Here is a 14,887-nt window from a genome sequence, read left to right on the forward strand (position 1 = left end):
GGCCTAGGAAAAAAGCCGCTATTCTTTGGGAAAATTCTTAACTGCTCAAATGATCGGGACGCGGCGCTACCCATGGATGTAGGTTTTCTCGTATTCGGCCTGGCCGGTCTTCTCACACTGGTCTGCTTCATGCCTCCGCTGGCCGGCCGCCTCAAGCTGCCGTACTCGGTGCTGCTGGCTATTGTCGGCTGTCTGCTGGGCATCATTATTCATGTGCATGGCTGGGCGCCCAGCTGGATTGCTGACTTCCTGGATTCGCTGGAACGCTTTGAGATTTCGTCCGAAACGTTCCTGATGGTGTTCCTGCCGGTGCTGCTGTTTGAGACCGCGTTGTCGATGAACGTGCGCCGCCTGATGGACGACATCGGCCCCATTCTCATGATGGCCATTGTGGCCGTGGTGGTTTGTACGGTGGTGGTGGGCGTGACGCTGGACGCGATCTCGCCCTATGGAATGGTGGTTTGCCTGCTGCTGGGCGCCATCGTCGCTACGACGGACCCGGTTGCGGTGGTGGGCATCTTCCGCGAAGTGGGCGCGCCCAAGCGGCTGACGACGCTGGTCGAAGGCGAAAGCCTGTTCAACGACGCGGCGTCCATCGCCTTGTACTCGGTGCTGCTGGCCGTGCTGAGCGGCCATGGCGAACTGACCGTCAGCGGCATCTTCAACGATTTCATCGTGCACTTCATCGGGGGCGGCATCGCCGGCTTTGCAATGGGGCGTCTGGCTTGCTTTCTGTTCGCGTGGCTGCGCGGGTTTCCCACGGCCGAGATCACGCTGACGCTGACGCTGGCGTATCTGTCGTTCTTTATCTCGGAGCATTATCTGAACGTGTCGGGCGTGGTCGCCACGGTGATCGCCGGTTTGGTCGTGGGGTCTACCGGCCGCACGCGCATGTCGCCTACCACCTTCGAATACCTGTCCAGCGCCTGGGAGCAGTTTGGCTTCTGGGCCAATTCGCTGATTTTCCTGTTCGCGGCCATGCTGATCCCGAAGCTGATGGCCGCAGCCGATTGGCAGGAACTGGTGCTGGTGGCCGTGGTGTTCGTGGCGACCCTGGTCGCCCGCGCCATTGTGGTGTTTGGCCTGCTGCCGTTGCTGGGGCTTACCCGGCTGGGCACCAAGGTCAGCAACCCGTACAAGGTGGTGATGTTGTGGGGGGGCTTGCGCGGCGCCGTGTCGCTGGCGCTGGCGCTGGCGGTTACCGAGCAGACCGGTGTGGCCGAAGAGGCGCGCCAGTTCATCGCGGTGGCCACCACCAGTTATGTGCTGCTGACGCTGTTCATCAACGGCATCAGTCTGCGGCCCTTGATTCGCATGCTGGGCTTGAACCAGCTGTCGTCGGTGGAGCGCACGATACGCAATCAGGCGCTGGCCGTGGCGCTGGAAGATCTGCAAGGCAAGACGGATGAAGTCGCCAAGACCGAGCACATCGGCACCGAAGTCCGCGACCGTATCCGCGCCGTGTTCGACGCCAGCCTGACCAGCGTGCACGACGGCCAGGTCAGCCAGATGAGCGACGAGCAGCGTGTGGCGGTGGGCCTGGCCATCGTGGCGCAGCGCGAAGAGGAAATGTTCTTCGACGTCTTGAAGGCGCAGATCGTCGACTGGCGCATGGCCGAAGCCTTGCTGGCGCGGGCCGAACGGCTGGAGGACGCCATCCGGCTGGGCGGCGTGCCGGGCTTTGAGCGCGCCATTGTGGCCGACGTGCGTTATTCCACCGCCTTCCGTCTGGCGCTGCGCATGCATTATCTGTTTGGCTTCCAGGGGTGGCTGGCGCGTGAGCTTGGCCAGCGATTCGCCAACTTGATGAGCAAGCGCTCTGTCGCGCAGCGGCTAATCGTTTTTGCGCGCGAACAGATCACGCCATTGCTGGGCGAAGAAGCCACCCAGCGCATCGTGGCGCTGCACCAGCGCCGCCTGGACCTGATCGAAAGCGCCATGCAGGCGCTGAACCTGCAATATCCGTCCTACGCGCAGTGGCTGCAGGAAAGCTATCTGGGCCGCGTGGCGCGCGAGCTGGAACGCATCCGCTATCGCGACATGCTTGAGCAATTCCTGATCAGCGGCGAGGTCTACGCCGACCTGATGGCGCAGTTAAAAAGCCGCTGGGCGCATATCGACAAGCACCCGCCGCTGGACATCGAAATGAGCGCGGCCGAACTGATCAAGCGCGTGCCGCTGTTTGAAGGGCTGTCGCCCGATTCGCTGCGCGCGATCAGCAAGCTGCTCAAGCCGCGTTTGTCGCTGCCGGACCAGCGCGTGTTGACGCAGGGGCGTCATGGCGAAGAGATGTGTTTTGTGGCCTCGGGCGCCGTGGCCGTGCACCTGCCGGACAACACCATGATCGAGTTGGGCAGCGGCGAATTCTTTGGTGAACTCGGGCTGTTGGGCGAACAGCAGCTGACGCCGGACGTGACCTCGCTGGGCTACAGCAAGCTGCTGATGCTGTCCTCACGCGATTTCCACGCCCTGCTGGCGCGCGACGAACATCTGCGTGAACGGATTCAGGTCGTGGCCAAGCAGCGCCTGCGCGCCATTGAAGTGTGGAAGCAGTTTTCGCAAGCGTCGGCCACACCGGCCACGCCAGCACCCGCACCCGCCTCGGCGCTGAGCCCCGCGCAGGCCGCGGAAGCGGCGGAAGCTGCAGGGGCGGAAACGCCAGCAGCACCAGCAGCACCAGCAACACCGGCAACACCGGCAACACCGGCAACACCGGCAACACCGGCAACACCGGCAACACCAGCAACACCGGCAACACCGGCAACACCAGCAACACCAGCAACACCAGCAACGCCTGCAACGAATCCTGCGGCCGCCGTTCCGTCTTCTGCGCCCGCTGCATCCGCTGCATCCGCTTCCCCGACTGCACCGGTCTCACGCGAAGACCTGTCCGAAGCTCACGTGCCGCGGGATGACGACGCGCCCGCTATCCTGGGCGAGCCGGGGGTTGCCCCGCGCTAGGTTCGGATCTGGCCGGCGGCCTGGCGTTGCATGATGTCTTCGACCAGCACCAGCGCCGCCTCCAGCGTGAACTCGCCGTCGGTGATCTGGCGCACCACCGTCGACACCTCCGCGACCGCGATTTCCATGACTTCGCCGTCGCGGTTGGCCGGCCGGGCATCGGCCGCCAGCACGCAGGTGCTGGTCAGCACGTCTTCCACCTGATAGCCCTCGGGCAGCCGGCGATGAATGCGCAGAATCGTACGCAAGGGCGTGCGCTGCGCGAGATCCGGCGCGTCCAGGCCCGCTTCTTCGCCGCATTCGCGCACCAGCGCAAGCTCCAGGTCTTCACCGCTGCCGGCCAATCCGCCGACGAGCGTATCCCACATACCGGGATCGGTGGACTTGCTGAGCGCGCGCCGCGCGACCCAGATGCGGCCGTCCGGGGTCCAGGCGTTCAGATGCACGGCCTTGGTCAACAGGCCCAACGGACGGACCGCTGCGCGTTCGATCACGCCCAGCGGCGCTTCGCCATCCATGACATCCAGCAATTCGTCGCGCCATCCGCGCAAGCAGTTGGCTTGGCGCAACAGTTCGGCCGTCTGTTCCAGCACGGCATTGAGCGCCGCGCCGGGAGTCAGCGCCGCACCGATATGCAAAGCGGTGTCGTCACAGTCGATGCCGGGGGCGCCGCGCAGCGCATCGCACGCGGCATGCGTCGCCCAGCCGCAGCGGCGGCCCGCTATATATAAAGCGTGCGCGCCATCGGGAGCGGGTTCTTGTGCGCGCGCGCACAGCTCGGCATACAAATCGGACAACTGCTTGGGCATGGGTGAGCGTCGTGATGAGGTTGCCGCTGATTTTATGCCACACGGTTTACAGCGGGCGTCAAGGGGTGGACGGGTGGCGCGTGCAGATGGGGGCGGGCGCCATGAATTCAAGAGGCTTGTCTTACATCTGTTTGCGTGTCCGCTATAATCCGCCAGTTTCTTTGTGATTTCGAGTGGGAACGCGGGGGCCGCTCTATCTTCCCTGCTTAACCCTGCCATCTAATAATTGCGCGTAGTCCTGTTGAAGTGACACTCGTGCCACTAGGCGACAAGGGCCCTCGCGCCGTGTTTCGAGGTAAGCATGAAGAAGTGGAGAGGGATACTGGGGGCTTGTGCGATGCTGATTGGCAGCGTGGCCAGTGCTCAGGTGCAAGACATGCCCGGCGGCCCGAAGGTCAATCAGCTGAACCTGCATGAAGGCGTGACAGCAATATCACGCGACATCATGTGGCTGCACTGGCTGTTGCTCACGATCTGTATCGTGATCTTCATCGGTGTGTTCGGAGTGATGTTCTACTCCATCTGGGCGCACCGGAAGTCACGGGGGCACAAGGCCGCAACCTTCCATGAGCATCTGGGCGTGGAAGTTGCCTGGACGGTCATCCCCTTCATCATCGTCATCGCCATGGCGCTACCGGCCACCAAGACGGTCGTGGCCATGAAAGACACATCAAGCGCCGACCTCACCATCAAGGTCACCGGCTATCAATGGAAGTGGGGGTACGAGTACCTCGACGGCTCCGCCGCTGGCGTCAAGTTCCTGTCCACGCTGTCCACGCCCCGCGCGCAGATCGAGAACCGCGAGCCCAAGGGCGAGTTCTATCTGATGGAAGTGGACAACCACATGGTGGTCCCGGTGGACAAAAAGGTCCGGGTCGTACTGACCGCGGCCGACGTGATCCACTCGTGGATGATTCCCGACTTCGGCGTCAAACAGGATGCCATCCCCGGCTTCCTGCGCGACGCCTGGTTCCGTGCTGAAAAACCCGGCATCTATCGCGGGCAATGCGCGGAACTCTGTGGCAAAGACCACGCCTTCATGCCCATCGTTGTTGAAGTGCTGGCGCAAGCCGACTACGACAAATGGGTAGAAGACCAAAAGAAGAAGATGGCGGCGAACGCCGACGATCCTAATAAAGAGTGGACGGAAGCCGAACTGGTTGCCCGTGGCGAAAAAGTCTTCGCCGCCAATTGCGTAGCCTGTCACCAGGCCAACGGCAAGGGCATTCCGGGCAGCTTCCCACCGCTTGACGGAGACAAGGTTGTTCTGGGCCCCAAGGCCGAACAGATCAACACCGTGCTGAAGGGCAAGCCCGGCACCGCGATGGCGGCATTCGGCGGGCAGCTCAATGATGTCGAGATCGCAGCGGTCATCAGCTATACGCGCCATGCCTGGAGCAATGCAGGCAAGGGGCAGGACCCGACGGTTCTACCGAAGGACGTCGCGGCTGCGCGTTGATTGCGCACCCACGTTCCTCCACCGATAGAACCGGTTCCGTTTAGTTAGAGATACCCTGCCGGTCCCGTGGATCGGGGCCGGCACTCAGCAGGAAGGAGTCCATCATGAGCAGCGTCACTGTAGACCACGTGTCGCCGGGCCACGGCCACGGTCACGATGACCACCATCACGCCATGCCCACGGGCTGGCGCCGCTGGCTATTCGCCACGAACCATAAAGACATCGGGACGATGTATCTCATCTTCTCGTTTGCCATGTTGCTGGAAGGCGGCACGCTCGCCTTGCTGCTGCGTACCGAATTGTTCGAGCCGGGCTTGCAGTTCTTCCGCCCCGAACTGTTCAACCAGTTCACGACCATGCACGGCATCATCATGGTGTTCGGCGCCATCATGCCGGCCTTCGTGGGCTTTGCGAACTGGATGATCCCGATGCAGATCGGCGCATCCGACATGGCGTTCGCGCGCATGAACAACTTCAGCTTCTGGCTGCTGCCGGTGGCCGCGATCATGCTGACGGCATCGTTCTTCGTGCCGGGCGGCGCCACCGCCGCGGGCTGGACGCTGTATGCGCCGCTGTCCTTGCAGATGGGTCCGGGCATGGACCTGGGCATCTTTGCGATGCACTTGATGGGCGCGTCCTCGATCATGGGCGCGATCAACATCATCGTGACCATCCTGAACATGCGCGCGCCCGGCCTCACGCTGATGAAGATGCCGCTGTTCTGCTGGACCTGGCTGATCACCGCCTTCCTGCTGCTGGCCGTGATGCCGGTGCTGGCCGCCGCCATCACCATGGTGCTGACCGACCGCCATTTCGGCACGGGCTTCTTCAACGCAGCCGCAGGCGGCGACCCGGTCCTGTACCAGCACGTATTCTGGTTCTTCGGGCACCCCGAGGTCTACATCATGATCTTGCCGGCGTTCGGTATCGTGTCGGCGATTGTGCCGGCCTTTGCCCGCAAGAAGCTGTTCGGCTACGCCTCGATGGTGTACGCCACCGCGTCGATTGCCGTGCTGTCCTTCATTGTGTGGGCGCACCACATGTTCACGACGGGCATGCCGGTGACCGGGCAGCTCTACTTCATGTACGCCACCATGCTCATCTCCATCCCGACCGGGGTGAAGGTGTTCAACTGGGTCGCCACGATGTGGCGCGGCTCCATGACATTCGAAACCCCGATGCTGTTCTCCATCGGCTTCATCTTCGTGTTCACGATGGGCGGCTTTACCGGCCTGATCCTGTCGGTGGCCCCGATCGATATCCAGGTGCACGATACCTATTACGTGGTGGCGCACTTCCACTACGTGCTGGTGGCGGGTTCGCTGTTCGCGCTGTTTGCCGGCGCCTACTACTGGGTGCCGAAGTGGACGGGCCGCATGTACAGCGAAAAGCTGGGCAAGCTGCATTTCTGGTCGACGCTGATCTCGTTCAACGTGACCTTCTTCCCGATGCACTTCCTGGGCCTGGCCGGCATGCCGCGCCGGTACGCCGACTACGCCGCGCAGTTCACGACGTTCCACCAGATGGCCACCATTGGCGCGTTCTGGTTCGGCTTGTCGCAACTGATTTTCCTGTACGCGATTCTGCGTTGCTACATGGGCAAGGGCGAACCCGCGGCCGCCAAGCCGTGGGAAGGCGCCGAAGGGCTGGAATGGACGGTGCCGTCGCCCGCGCCGTTCCACACCTTCGAAACCCCGCCCGAAGTGAAGTGAACCCGTCTTTCATGTTCCAGGTAGCACAGCAATGACACCCGAGCAGCGCCGCCGTAACAAGATTGCAGGACTGGTCCTCGTGGCCTTTGTCATCGCTGTGTTTGCCTGGACCGTGTTGCGCGGTTCAGCGTTGCTGACAGGAAACGCGGTCAATTAGGCCCAAACCATGAGCGACGACCTGCACGAAACCACCCGGCGCAAGCTGAGTTTCCTTCAGACGATGAAGGCGGTGGCGTGGGGGTTCTTCGGCGTGCGCAAGGGCGCGGGCTACCGGGAAGACAGCGCCAAGCTGAACCCGGTGCACGTGATTCTGGCTGGGCTGCTGGCAGCGGCAATCTTCGTGACTGTGCTGGTATTAATTGTGCGTTGGGCGGTTTCAAGCCTGACTTGAATCACTTAATCTATAAATCTGTACCAGGGAGAAAGCCATGAGTGCAAGCCACTCGGTTCAAGGTAAAGAGGCACCGTACTACTTTGTGCCCGCCGACTCGGGTCACCCCGTGCGTACGGCGGTGGCGCTGCTGTTCATGGGGCTGGGCGCCGCAGCCTGGATCAACGGCGTCAGCTGGGCCAAGTGGTCCGTGCTGGCCGGGTTCATCGGCTTGATCGTGGTGCTGTACTACTGGTTTGGCGACGCCATCCAGGAATCTGAAGCGGGCTTGAACAGCAAGCGCATCGACGGCTCGTACCGTTGGGGCATGAGCTGGTTCATCTTCTCGGAAGTGATGTTCTTCGCGGCGTTCTTCGGCGCGCTCTGGTACACGCGCACCATCACCACGCCGTGGCTGGGCGATATCGACCACCGCCTGATGTTGTGGCCTGACTTCAAGGCCGCCTGGCCCAACTTCGGCCCGGCCGGCGTGGTTGAGGAATTCCAGACGGTTGGCCCGTTCTGGCTGCCCACGATCAACACCGCGCTGCTGTTGTCCTCGGGTGTCACGCTGACCATCGCCCACCATGCGCTGCGCGAAAATCATCGTGGCAAGACGATGTTCTGGCTGGCCGCAACCGTCATCCTGGGCTTTGTCTTCGTGGCCTGTCAGGCCGCCGAATACCATCACGCCTATACCGAGCTGAACCTGAAATTCAATTCGGGCGCATACGGTTCGCTGTTCTACATGCTGACCGGTTTCCACGGCTTCCACGTGATTTTGGGCGCCACGATGTTGACGGTGATCCTGGTGCGCCTGATGCGGGGACACTTCACCGCCGACCACCACTTCGGCTTCGAAGGCGCGGCGTGGTACTGGCACTTTGTGGACGTGGTGTGGCTGGGCCTGTACTTGTTCGTGTACTGGTTCTGACGCCTGACGTGCCCGCTTGCGGGCACGTGTGATGGATAACGCGCGGGAACTCCTCGGCAACAACGCTGTCGATTAACCCGCGCTACCCATCCTGCCTGGGGCCATCAGCGCAGCCCCGTGCTTTCGATCCAGCCCATGTGATGGGCGAACAGCACGAACAGGAATAGCGCAACCGATAGTCCGATGCGCACGGTCAGCGCATTGACGGTGCGGCTGGTGGACCCTTTGTCCCGCATCAGATAGACCAGGGCGGATGCCAGACTGGCCAGAATTCCGATGAAGGCCAGTACGACGAAAACGCGCATGGTGGTCTCCGGACAAAATAGAGTGATTAGCAACGATACATGGCCCGACCGCACTCCACCCGCTACACGGTAGCTGCCCTACTTCTGCTTGGTATCGCCGTGGTGATTCTGGCGTCGCTCGGGCAGTGGCAGTTGCGTCGCAGCGATGAGCGACGCGCCATTCTGGCCGCTATCGAAGCCGGCCGCAAGCAAGCGCCGGTGCAGCTCACCCCCGCCACGCCCTCTGATTCGCTGGTACCTTGGCGCGTGGCGCAGGCGACTGGCACATGGTTGCCGCAATTCAGTGTACTGCTCGACAACCGCAATCACGATGGCCGCCCGGGCTATTGGCTGGCCACGCCGCTGCTGCTGGATTCGGCCTCGCGGCAAGCGGTGCTGGTGCTGCGCGGCTGGCTGCCGCGAGTGATTCAGGGCCAGGGCGAACCGGTGTTGCCCGCCACGCCCGAAGGGCCGCAAACGGTGACCGGCGAGTTGTCCGAACGCGTGCCGCGCATGTTCGAACTGTGGTCGTTGGGCGGGCAGGACCAATCCGCCCTGCCGGCGTTACCGGCGGCGGACGGCAAAACGCCGCAAGTGCAGAACCTGCCGCTGGACACTTACGCGCGCGCCACGGGCCTGAACCTCTTGCCTGTCGTGTTGAGCCAAACCAGCCAGCCCAGCCTGCCCAGCGACGCCAGCCAGACCAGCCAGACCAGCCAGCCCAGCCAGACCAGCGAAGCCAGCCAGTCCGGCCAGCCCGGCCAAACCAGCCCGGCCAGCGCCGACGGTCTCATACGCGACTGGCCAGAACCGCCCGTCGATTTTCAGAAGAACACGTCCTACGCCGTGCAGTGGTTTGCGTTTGCTTCGATTGCCGCCATCGCATGGCTGGTGGTGTTGGGGGGCGCCATCAAGCGCATGCGCCAGCGCGCAGAGCCAGGCCCCCGGGCCTGATCGCGCGCATCAATGAACGACTCTTCCAGGATATAAAGTGGCTCGCGACATTTCATCCAACCCGCCTGCGCGCAAGCGTTCGCTGATGCCGATGGTGCTGGTGTTTCTGTGTTCGCTGGCGCCCATCGTGGGCGCCTTCGTGGTGTACATGAACCCGCAATGGTGGCCGTCGGATTCTGCCAACTACGGCACGCTGGTGTCACCACAACGGCCGATGCCGGCGGCCAATGAACTGAAGCTGACCACGCTGGACGGCAAGCCGTTTGACCTGCAAAGCCTGAAAGGCAAATGGTTGCTGTTGGCGGCCGACGGCGCGGCGTGCCCGGAAAGCTGCGCCCGCAAGCTCTACATTACGCGCAATACGCACGCCAGCCAGGGCAAGAACGTGGACCGCCTGGCGCGGGTCTGGTTCATTACCGACGATGCGCCGGTGCCGGACAAGGTGCTTGAAGCGTATCAAGGCACGGTCATGCTGCGCGTGAATCCGGATCAGCTGGCGCACTACCTGCTGGCGCGCGATTCGGCCGCCGGGCAGCCGGCCCTGCAAGACCCGATCTGGGTAATCGACCCGCTGGGCAACCTGATGATGCAGTACCCTGCCGACGCTGACGGCGTGAAAGTCCGCAAAGACATCAGCAAGCTGGTCTATAACTCGCGCATTGGCTAAGGGAGTCTTTCCCGGCGAGTGCGCATGTGTGTGCATTTTTATTTGGTTGACATGGAACGCATCAAAGCGCGTTATCGCAAGCTCGTATTTTTCACCTGGTTCCTGACGCTGGACTTGATCATGTTCGGCGCCTTCGTGCGCCTGACGGACTCCGGCCTGGGCTGCCCCGACTGGCCCGGCTGCTACGGCAGCGCGACGCCGCTGGGCGCCATGGGCGACATCCACGAAGCGTCCCAGGCCATGCCGTTCGGCCCGGTGACCTTGTCCAAGGCCTGGATCGAAATGATCCATCGCTACGTCGGAACGATTCTGGGCATGCTGATCATCGGCATCGTCTACATGGCGTGGCGCTATCGCCGCGAACTGGGCCGCTCGCCGGCGCTGGCCATCACGACGCTTGTCGCCGTGTGCGTGCAGGGCGCGTTTGGCGCCTGGACCGTTACGCACAAGCTGATGCCGGCCGTGGTGACGTCGCATCTGGTGTTCGGGCTGTCGGTGCTGGCGCTGATGACCTGGCTGTCCGCGCGTGAACGCCCGCATCTGGCCATTGCCGCGGCTGCGGCGCGCTGGAAACCCTGGGTGGCCGTGGGCTTCGGCTTGCTGCTGGTGCAAGTGACGTTAGGCGGATGGGTCAGCACCAACTACGCTGCGCTGGCCTGCATGGACTTTCCCATGTGCCACGGGAAATGGGTGCCGGACATGGACTTCCACGGCGGGTACTCCGTGATCCGGGGCCTGGGCGAACTGCCATCTGGCGAGATGATTTCCCAGCCCGCACTCACCGCCATCCACTGGGTGCATCGCAATTTCGCCTTCGTCGTGTTCCTGTACCTGGGCACGCTGGCCTGGCGCCTGCGGGCGGAACCCGGCCTGCGCGGCCCCGCCACGCTGATGCTGGCATTGCTGGCCGCGCAGTTGTTCACCGGCCTGACGACCATCTTCTTCCAGTGGCCGCTCTTGATCGCGGTGCTGCACAATGGGGGCGCCGCCGGCCTGACCTTGGCCGCGGTGGTGCTGATGGTGCGTTTGTCCACGGCGGGACGCGCGCCGACGGGGGGCTATGGCCCCAATTCGGTGCGCGTTTAAAAYAGGGTCCACTATGACCAGTCTTGCCGCTCCTCAACCCGGATTGTTCCGCCAATACCTCGTACTCACCAAGCCGCGCGTGACGCAGCTTGCGGTGTTTTGCGCGGTCATCGGCATGTTTCTCGCCGTTCCGGGCATTCCCGATATGCGCCGTGTGCTGTTTGGCACCATCGGCATCTGGCTGCTTGCCGCAGCCGCCTTCGCCATCAACTGCCTGATCGAACAGGAAGTCGACGCCCGCATGCTGCGCACGGCGCGGCGCGCCACGGCGCGCGGCACGATCTCGGCGTTCCAGGTGCTGAGCCTGTCAGGCCTGTTGGGCGGCGCGGGCATGTTCGTGCTGTACACGCTGGTGAACCCGCTGACGATGTGGCTGACCTTCGCCACCTTTGTGGGCTACGCCGTCATCTATACCGTCATCCTCAAGCCGCGCACGCCGCAGAACATTGTGATCGGCGGCCTGTCGGGCGCGATGCCGCCTGCGCTGGGCTGGGCTGCCGTGGCCGATTCCGTGCCGGCGGAAGCCTGGGTGCTGGTGCTGATTATCTTCATCTGGACGCCGCCGCATTTCTGGGCGCTGGCGCTGTATCGCAACCACGATTACGCCAAGGCCGGCCTGCCCATGTTGCCCGTCACGCACGGCAACCAGTTCACGCGCCTGCACATCCTGCTGTACAGCGTGGCGCTGGTGGCCACGACGCTGTTGCCCTACGCCATCCGCATGAGCGGCGTGCTGTATGTGCTGTCGGCCTTGGTGCTGGGCGGCATGTTCCTGTCATATGCGTGGCGCTTGTACCGCGTCTACAGCGACGAGCTCGCGCGCAGCATGTTCCGTTTTTCCATTCTCTACCTGGCGCTGCTGTTTGGCGCCCTGCTGGTGGACCACTGGGTCGGCCTGCTGCGCTGACCCCCTGGAGGTTGTTGATGTCCATGTTTTCCGCCAGCCGCCGGCTGGCTCTGCGCTTGACCGTCGCCGCCGCTTTCACGGCCGCCCTGGCCGCTTGCGGCGAAAGCGCACCCACGTTCAAAGGCAGCGACATCAGCGGCACCCAGCTTGGGCGCGGCATGGAACTGACCGACACCAACGGCAAGACCCGTCAGCTGTCCGATTTCGCCGGCAAGGTTGTGGTGGTGTTCTTCGGCTTCACGCAATGCCCCGACGTCTGCCCGACCTCGCTGGCCGAGCTGACCGAAGTCATGAAGAAGCTGGGCCCGGACGCCGACCGCGTGCAGGTGCTGCTGATTACGGTGGACCCGGAACGCGATACGCAGGAAGTGCTCAAGCAATATGTGTCGGCGTTCGACCCGCGCTTTCTGGGCCTGACCGGCACGCCGGACCAAATCAAGAAGGCGGCCGCCTCGTTCAAGGCGTACTACGCCAAGGCGCCCACCAAGGATGGCAGCAACTACACGATGGACCACACGGCCGCGTTCTATTTGCTGGACGGCAAGGGCGAATCGCGCGTGCTGGCCAACAACAACCTGGGTGTGGACGCGCTGACGCACGACATCCAGGCGCTGCTGAAAGGCTAGTCCTGACAGGACGGGTTCGAAATCGGGCTAGTCCGCGAGGGCTAATTCGTAATCGGGCGATTCAGCCAGAAGTGATCAGCGGGCGCCGCCGCCCGCCGAAGCCCAGCCGGCCAGCGCCGCCTGGGCTTTTTCATTGAGTTCGGAAACGGCGATGTCGTGGCGGTGCGTCATGATCATCAGCGCATAGGGCGTGGCCAGCGCCGCGGCTTCGGGACACAGGCGCGATTCGTCACCGACCGAAGGCGACACGTTGCGCCAATAGTTGATCGCCTGTTCAAGCTGGGGCAGAGAAATGGAATCCATTCGGCTATTGTCCACGAATGCGCGCGAGTGTCCATCCGCCCGCCCTTGGGGCCATTACCCCTGCAAAGAAGCGTCACCATCGCAACATGCCGAAACCGCGCCCGGGTGCTATACCGATGCCGGTTAGTTACGATGGAGCATCGTCATGAATACATCCACCCGAATTGAGCACGCGCGCCGCGGCTTGCATCCCCTGGTTGCCGCCGCGTCGATCGCTGTCATCGTCATGTGCGCCGTGGGCGTCGCCGCTGTGATGGGCTGGCTGCCCTCGCCGTCGGCCAATCCGCACGCGGACACGCCTGTGGCTGAGGCTGGCCCGGAAAGCGCCAACCTGGCCCCGGCGCCGCAAGTTGCTGCACAGCAATCGCAGGCTCAGCAATCGCAGGCCCAGCAGGCGCAGGCCCAGCAGGCGCAGGCACAGCAGGCCCAAGCCCAGCAGGCGCAGGCGCAACAAACCCAGCAAGGCCGTCCGGCATCGGCTTCCGCGCCGCGGCCCGCCGCGCCCGCACCCGCGCAACAGGCTTGCCAGAGCTGCGGCGTGGTCGAAACCATCCGCCAGGTGCAGGTGCCTGTGAAGGACAACAGCGATCACCTCGTCGGCACCATTGGTGGCGGTGTGGTGGGTGGCGTGGTGGGTAATCAATTTGGCGGAGGCAGCGGCAAGACGGCGCTGACCGTGCTGGGCGCGGTCGGTGGTGCTTTGGCAGGCCGTGAAGTTGAGCGTAATATCAGACAGCAACAAACGGTGACGCACTATGAGCTTACGGTCCGCATGAGTGACGGTAGTGCGCGCCAGTTCCGCAGCGCGCAGCCCTTCGCTTTTGCATCCGGCGATCACGTGCGCGTTGAAAATAATCAGCTGCTGCCGGGTTGACCGGCAGCCAGCGGCAACCATCCGTACGCGGGGAGATCTGGCATGAGCGACTCATTCACCAATCCGTTCGTCCTACCTGGCATGGGGCAGAACTCGGATCTGTCGGGCAACCCTCTTCTGGCCAGCATGGAAATGATGCGCCAGGCTTGGGCGGGTTTGACCGGGCCGGGCGGCCTGGCCAGCAGCCTGCCCATGGCTCCCCCGATGAACCTGGAAGACCTGGACCGCCGCATCGCCGAGCTGCGTTCGGTGGAAAACTGGCTGCGCATGAACTTGTCCATGCTGTCGTCCACCATCCAGGGCATGGAAGTGCAGCGCTCCACCATCAGCACCTTGCGTGCGTTTGTGGACAGCGCGGCCAACATGGACTTGAACATGGTGCGCGAAAGCGGTGCGGCATCACCGCTGGAAGTGGTGCTGGGGTTGAAGCCCGCGCCCAAGTCCGCACCCAAGGCTGCGCCCACGTCCTCGTCAAAGGATACCGAGGCAGCCAAGGAACCCAACGCAGACAATGCCGCGGCGCCCGAATCCGGCATGGCCGGCATGAGCGAACAGATGGGCGCTGCGGCGCAGTCGGCATCCAAGGCCTGGTGGGATCTGCTGCAACAGCAGTTCAACCAGATCGCGGCGGCCACGGCGGCGTCAATGCCGTCCAACCCCGCAGCACCGGGCGCGGCGTCGGCCCCGAAATCGGGCGAGGCCAAGTCCGGCGAATCCAAATCGGGCGATTCCAAGCCGGGCGAATCCAAGGCTGCGGCCCGCACCGAGGCCAAGGCTTCGACGCCTGCCGCACGCAAGACAGCGGCTAAGTCCGGCGCCAAGGGCGCCACTAAGACCGCCTCCAAATCCGCGCCTCGCGCAAAGAAAACCGGGCCTGCCGACGGCACGCCCTGATCCTCCTTTCAATCTCGACTGGCGAGTGGCCGCAAGGCTGCTCCGCC

The 14,887-nt window shown here is 63.4% G+C and carries 15 protein-coding genes and 1 pseudogene; 13 read left to right on the plus strand and 3 right to left on the minus strand.

The window, feature by feature from the left end; genetic code table 11:
- Window positions 1-72 precede the first annotated feature (72 nt).
- A pseudogene (locus AC1DSJ_RS09705) lies at window positions 73-2,607 on the plus strand (cation:proton antiporter); the annotation flags it as partial.
- 350 nt (window positions 2,608-2,957) lie between these two features.
- On the opposite strand, the gene AC1DSJ_RS09710 reads toward AC1DSJ_RS09705, so the two are convergent.
- A complete protein-coding gene (locus AC1DSJ_RS09710; protein ID WP_441371338.1) occupies window positions 2,958-3,770 on the minus strand; it encodes an NUDIX hydrolase in 813 nt (270 codons plus the stop codon).
- A gap of 301 nt (window positions 3,771-4,071) precedes the next feature.
- Here AC1DSJ_RS09710 and coxB point away from each other — a divergent pair, with 301 nt between their 5' ends.
- The 5 genes from coxB (at window position 4,072) to AC1DSJ_RS09735 (ending at window position 8,245) form a co-directional block, all read left to right on the plus strand.
- Window positions 4,072-5,229: a cytochrome c oxidase subunit II gene (coxB, locus tag AC1DSJ_RS09715; protein ID WP_175170668.1), complete on the plus strand. Its 1,158-nt coding sequence runs from the start codon at window positions 4,072-4,074 to the stop codon at window positions 5,227-5,229.
- Window positions 5,230-5,333: 104 nt separating this feature from the next.
- Window positions 5,334-6,941, plus strand: coding sequence for a cytochrome c oxidase subunit I (ctaD, locus tag AC1DSJ_RS09720; protein WP_054421068.1), 1,608 nt, complete (start codon window positions 5,334-5,336; stop codon window positions 6,939-6,941).
- A gap of 31 nt (window positions 6,942-6,972) precedes the next feature.
- Window positions 6,973-7,098 carry a cytochrome oxidase small assembly protein gene (locus AC1DSJ_RS09725; protein ID WP_217483375.1) on the plus strand — a complete coding sequence of 42 codons (126 nt, stop codon included), beginning with the start codon at window positions 6,973-6,975 and terminating at the stop codon, window positions 7,096-7,098.
- 9 nt (window positions 7,099-7,107) lie between these two features.
- Window positions 7,108-7,332 (plus strand): DUF2970 domain-containing protein, encoded by a 225-nt coding sequence (locus AC1DSJ_RS09730; protein WP_054421069.1) that lies wholly within the window; start codon window positions 7,108-7,110, stop codon window positions 7,330-7,332.
- A 37-nt stretch (window positions 7,333-7,369) separates the two neighbouring features.
- Window positions 7,370-8,245: a cytochrome c oxidase subunit 3 gene (locus tag AC1DSJ_RS09735; RefSeq protein ID WP_054421070.1), complete on the plus strand. Its 876-nt coding sequence runs from the start codon at window positions 7,370-7,372 to the stop codon at window positions 8,243-8,245.
- Between the two features lie 104 nt (window positions 8,246-8,349).
- Here AC1DSJ_RS09735 and AC1DSJ_RS09740 read toward each other — a convergent pair whose 3' ends face one another.
- Entirely contained in the window at window positions 8,350-8,550 is a 201-nt protein-coding gene (locus AC1DSJ_RS09740) for a twin transmembrane helix small protein (protein ID WP_006216871.1), read from the minus strand.
- Window positions 8,551-8,589: 39 nt separating this feature from the next.
- Here AC1DSJ_RS09740 and AC1DSJ_RS09745 point away from each other — a divergent pair, with 39 nt between their 5' ends.
- From AC1DSJ_RS09745 to AC1DSJ_RS09765, 5 genes are all read left to right on the plus strand, one after another.
- Window positions 8,590-9,483 (plus strand): SURF1 family protein, encoded by an 894-nt coding sequence (locus AC1DSJ_RS09745; RefSeq protein ID WP_441371339.1) that lies wholly within the window; start codon window positions 8,590-8,592, stop codon window positions 9,481-9,483.
- Between the two features lie 85 nt (window positions 9,484-9,568).
- Window positions 9,569-10,150 (plus strand): SCO family protein, encoded by a 582-nt coding sequence (locus AC1DSJ_RS09750; protein ID WP_054421383.1) that lies wholly within the window; start codon window positions 9,569-9,571, stop codon window positions 10,148-10,150.
- 51 nt (window positions 10,151-10,201) lie between these two features.
- Window positions 10,202-11,236, plus strand: a complete 1,035-nt coding sequence (locus AC1DSJ_RS09755; RefSeq protein ID WP_054421384.1) for a COX15/CtaA family protein — start codon at window positions 10,202-10,204, stop codon at window positions 11,234-11,236.
- A gap of 13 nt (window positions 11,237-11,249) precedes the next feature.
- On the plus strand, window positions 11,250-12,143 hold the full coding sequence (cyoE, locus tag AC1DSJ_RS09760; protein WP_054421072.1) for a heme o synthase: 894 nt from the start codon (window positions 11,250-11,252) through the stop codon (window positions 12,141-12,143).
- Between the two features lie 17 nt (window positions 12,144-12,160).
- Entirely contained in the window at window positions 12,161-12,769 is a 609-nt protein-coding gene (locus tag AC1DSJ_RS09765) for an SCO family protein (RefSeq protein WP_054421073.1), read from the plus strand.
- A gap of 75 nt (window positions 12,770-12,844) precedes the next feature.
- Here the strand turns inward: AC1DSJ_RS09765 and AC1DSJ_RS09770 are convergent, their stop codons facing one another.
- Window positions 12,845-13,072, minus strand: a complete 228-nt coding sequence (locus tag AC1DSJ_RS09770; RefSeq protein WP_054421074.1) for a DUF3717 domain-containing protein — start codon at window positions 13,070-13,072, stop codon at window positions 12,845-12,847.
- Window positions 13,073-13,217: 145 nt separating this feature from the next.
- Between AC1DSJ_RS09770 and AC1DSJ_RS09775 the strand changes: the two genes are divergently transcribed.
- Both AC1DSJ_RS09775 and AC1DSJ_RS09780 read left to right on the plus strand, forming a co-directional pair.
- Entirely contained in the window at window positions 13,218-13,946 is a 729-nt protein-coding gene (locus AC1DSJ_RS09775; protein ID WP_441371340.1) for a glycine zipper 2TM domain-containing protein, read from the plus strand.
- Window positions 13,947-13,988: 42 nt separating this feature from the next.
- A complete protein-coding gene (locus AC1DSJ_RS09780; protein ID WP_441371341.1) occupies window positions 13,989-14,840 on the plus strand; it encodes a PhaM family polyhydroxyalkanoate granule multifunctional regulatory protein in 852 nt (283 codons plus the stop codon).
- The last annotated feature ends 47 nt before the right edge of the window (window positions 14,841-14,887 follow it).

The organism is Achromobacter sp. 01N37 (assembly GCF_056399725.1).

What these genes read in the sequence shown, in the direction of transcription:
- coxB (WP_175170668.1), top strand. Translation starts at nt 4,072, where the DNA reads ATGAAGAAGTGGAGAGGGATACTGGGGGCTTGTGCGATGCTGATTGGC.
- ctaD (WP_054421068.1), top strand. Translation starts at nt 5,334, where the DNA reads ATGAGCAGCGTCACTGTAGACCACGTGTCGCCGGGCCACGGCCACGGT.
- AC1DSJ_RS09725 (WP_217483375.1), top strand. Translation starts at nt 6,973, where the DNA reads ATGACACCCGAGCAGCGCCGCCGTAACAAGATTGCAGGACTGGTCCTC.
- AC1DSJ_RS09775 (WP_441371340.1), top strand. Translation starts at nt 13,218, where the DNA reads ATGAATACATCCACCCGAATTGAGCACGCGCGCCGCGGCTTGCATCCC.
- AC1DSJ_RS09750 (WP_054421383.1), top strand. Translation starts at nt 9,569, where the DNA reads ATGCCGATGGTGCTGGTGTTTCTGTGTTCGCTGGCGCCCATCGTGGGC.
- AC1DSJ_RS09770 (WP_054421074.1), bottom strand. Translation starts at nt 13,072, where the DNA reads ATGGATTCCATTTCTCTGCCCCAGCTTGAACAGGCGATCAACTATTGG.
- AC1DSJ_RS09730 (WP_054421069.1), top strand. Translation starts at nt 7,108, where the DNA reads ATGAGCGACGACCTGCACGAAACCACCCGGCGCAAGCTGAGTTTCCTT.
- AC1DSJ_RS09765 (WP_054421073.1), top strand. Translation starts at nt 12,161, where the DNA reads ATGTCCATGTTTTCCGCCAGCCGCCGGCTGGCTCTGCGCTTGACCGTC.
- AC1DSJ_RS09735 (WP_054421070.1), top strand. Translation starts at nt 7,370, where the DNA reads ATGAGTGCAAGCCACTCGGTTCAAGGTAAAGAGGCACCGTACTACTTT.
- AC1DSJ_RS09740 (WP_006216871.1), bottom strand. Translation starts at nt 8,550, where the DNA reads ATGCGCGTTTTCGTCGTACTGGCCTTCATCGGAATTCTGGCCAGTCTG.
- cyoE (WP_054421072.1), top strand. Translation starts at nt 11,250, where the DNA reads ATGACCAGTCTTGCCGCTCCTCAACCCGGATTGTTCCGCCAATACCTC.
- AC1DSJ_RS09755 (WP_054421384.1), top strand. Translation starts at nt 10,202, where the DNA reads ATGGAACGCATCAAAGCGCGTTATCGCAAGCTCGTATTTTTCACCTGG.
- AC1DSJ_RS09780 (WP_441371341.1), top strand. Translation starts at nt 13,989, where the DNA reads ATGAGCGACTCATTCACCAATCCGTTCGTCCTACCTGGCATGGGGCAG.
- AC1DSJ_RS09710 (WP_441371338.1), bottom strand. Translation starts at nt 3,770, where the DNA reads ATGCCCAAGCAGTTGTCCGATTTGTATGCCGAGCTGTGCGCGCGCGCA.
- AC1DSJ_RS09745 (WP_441371339.1), top strand. Translation starts at nt 8,590, where the DNA reads ATGGCCCGACCGCACTCCACCCGCTACACGGTAGCTGCCCTACTTCTG.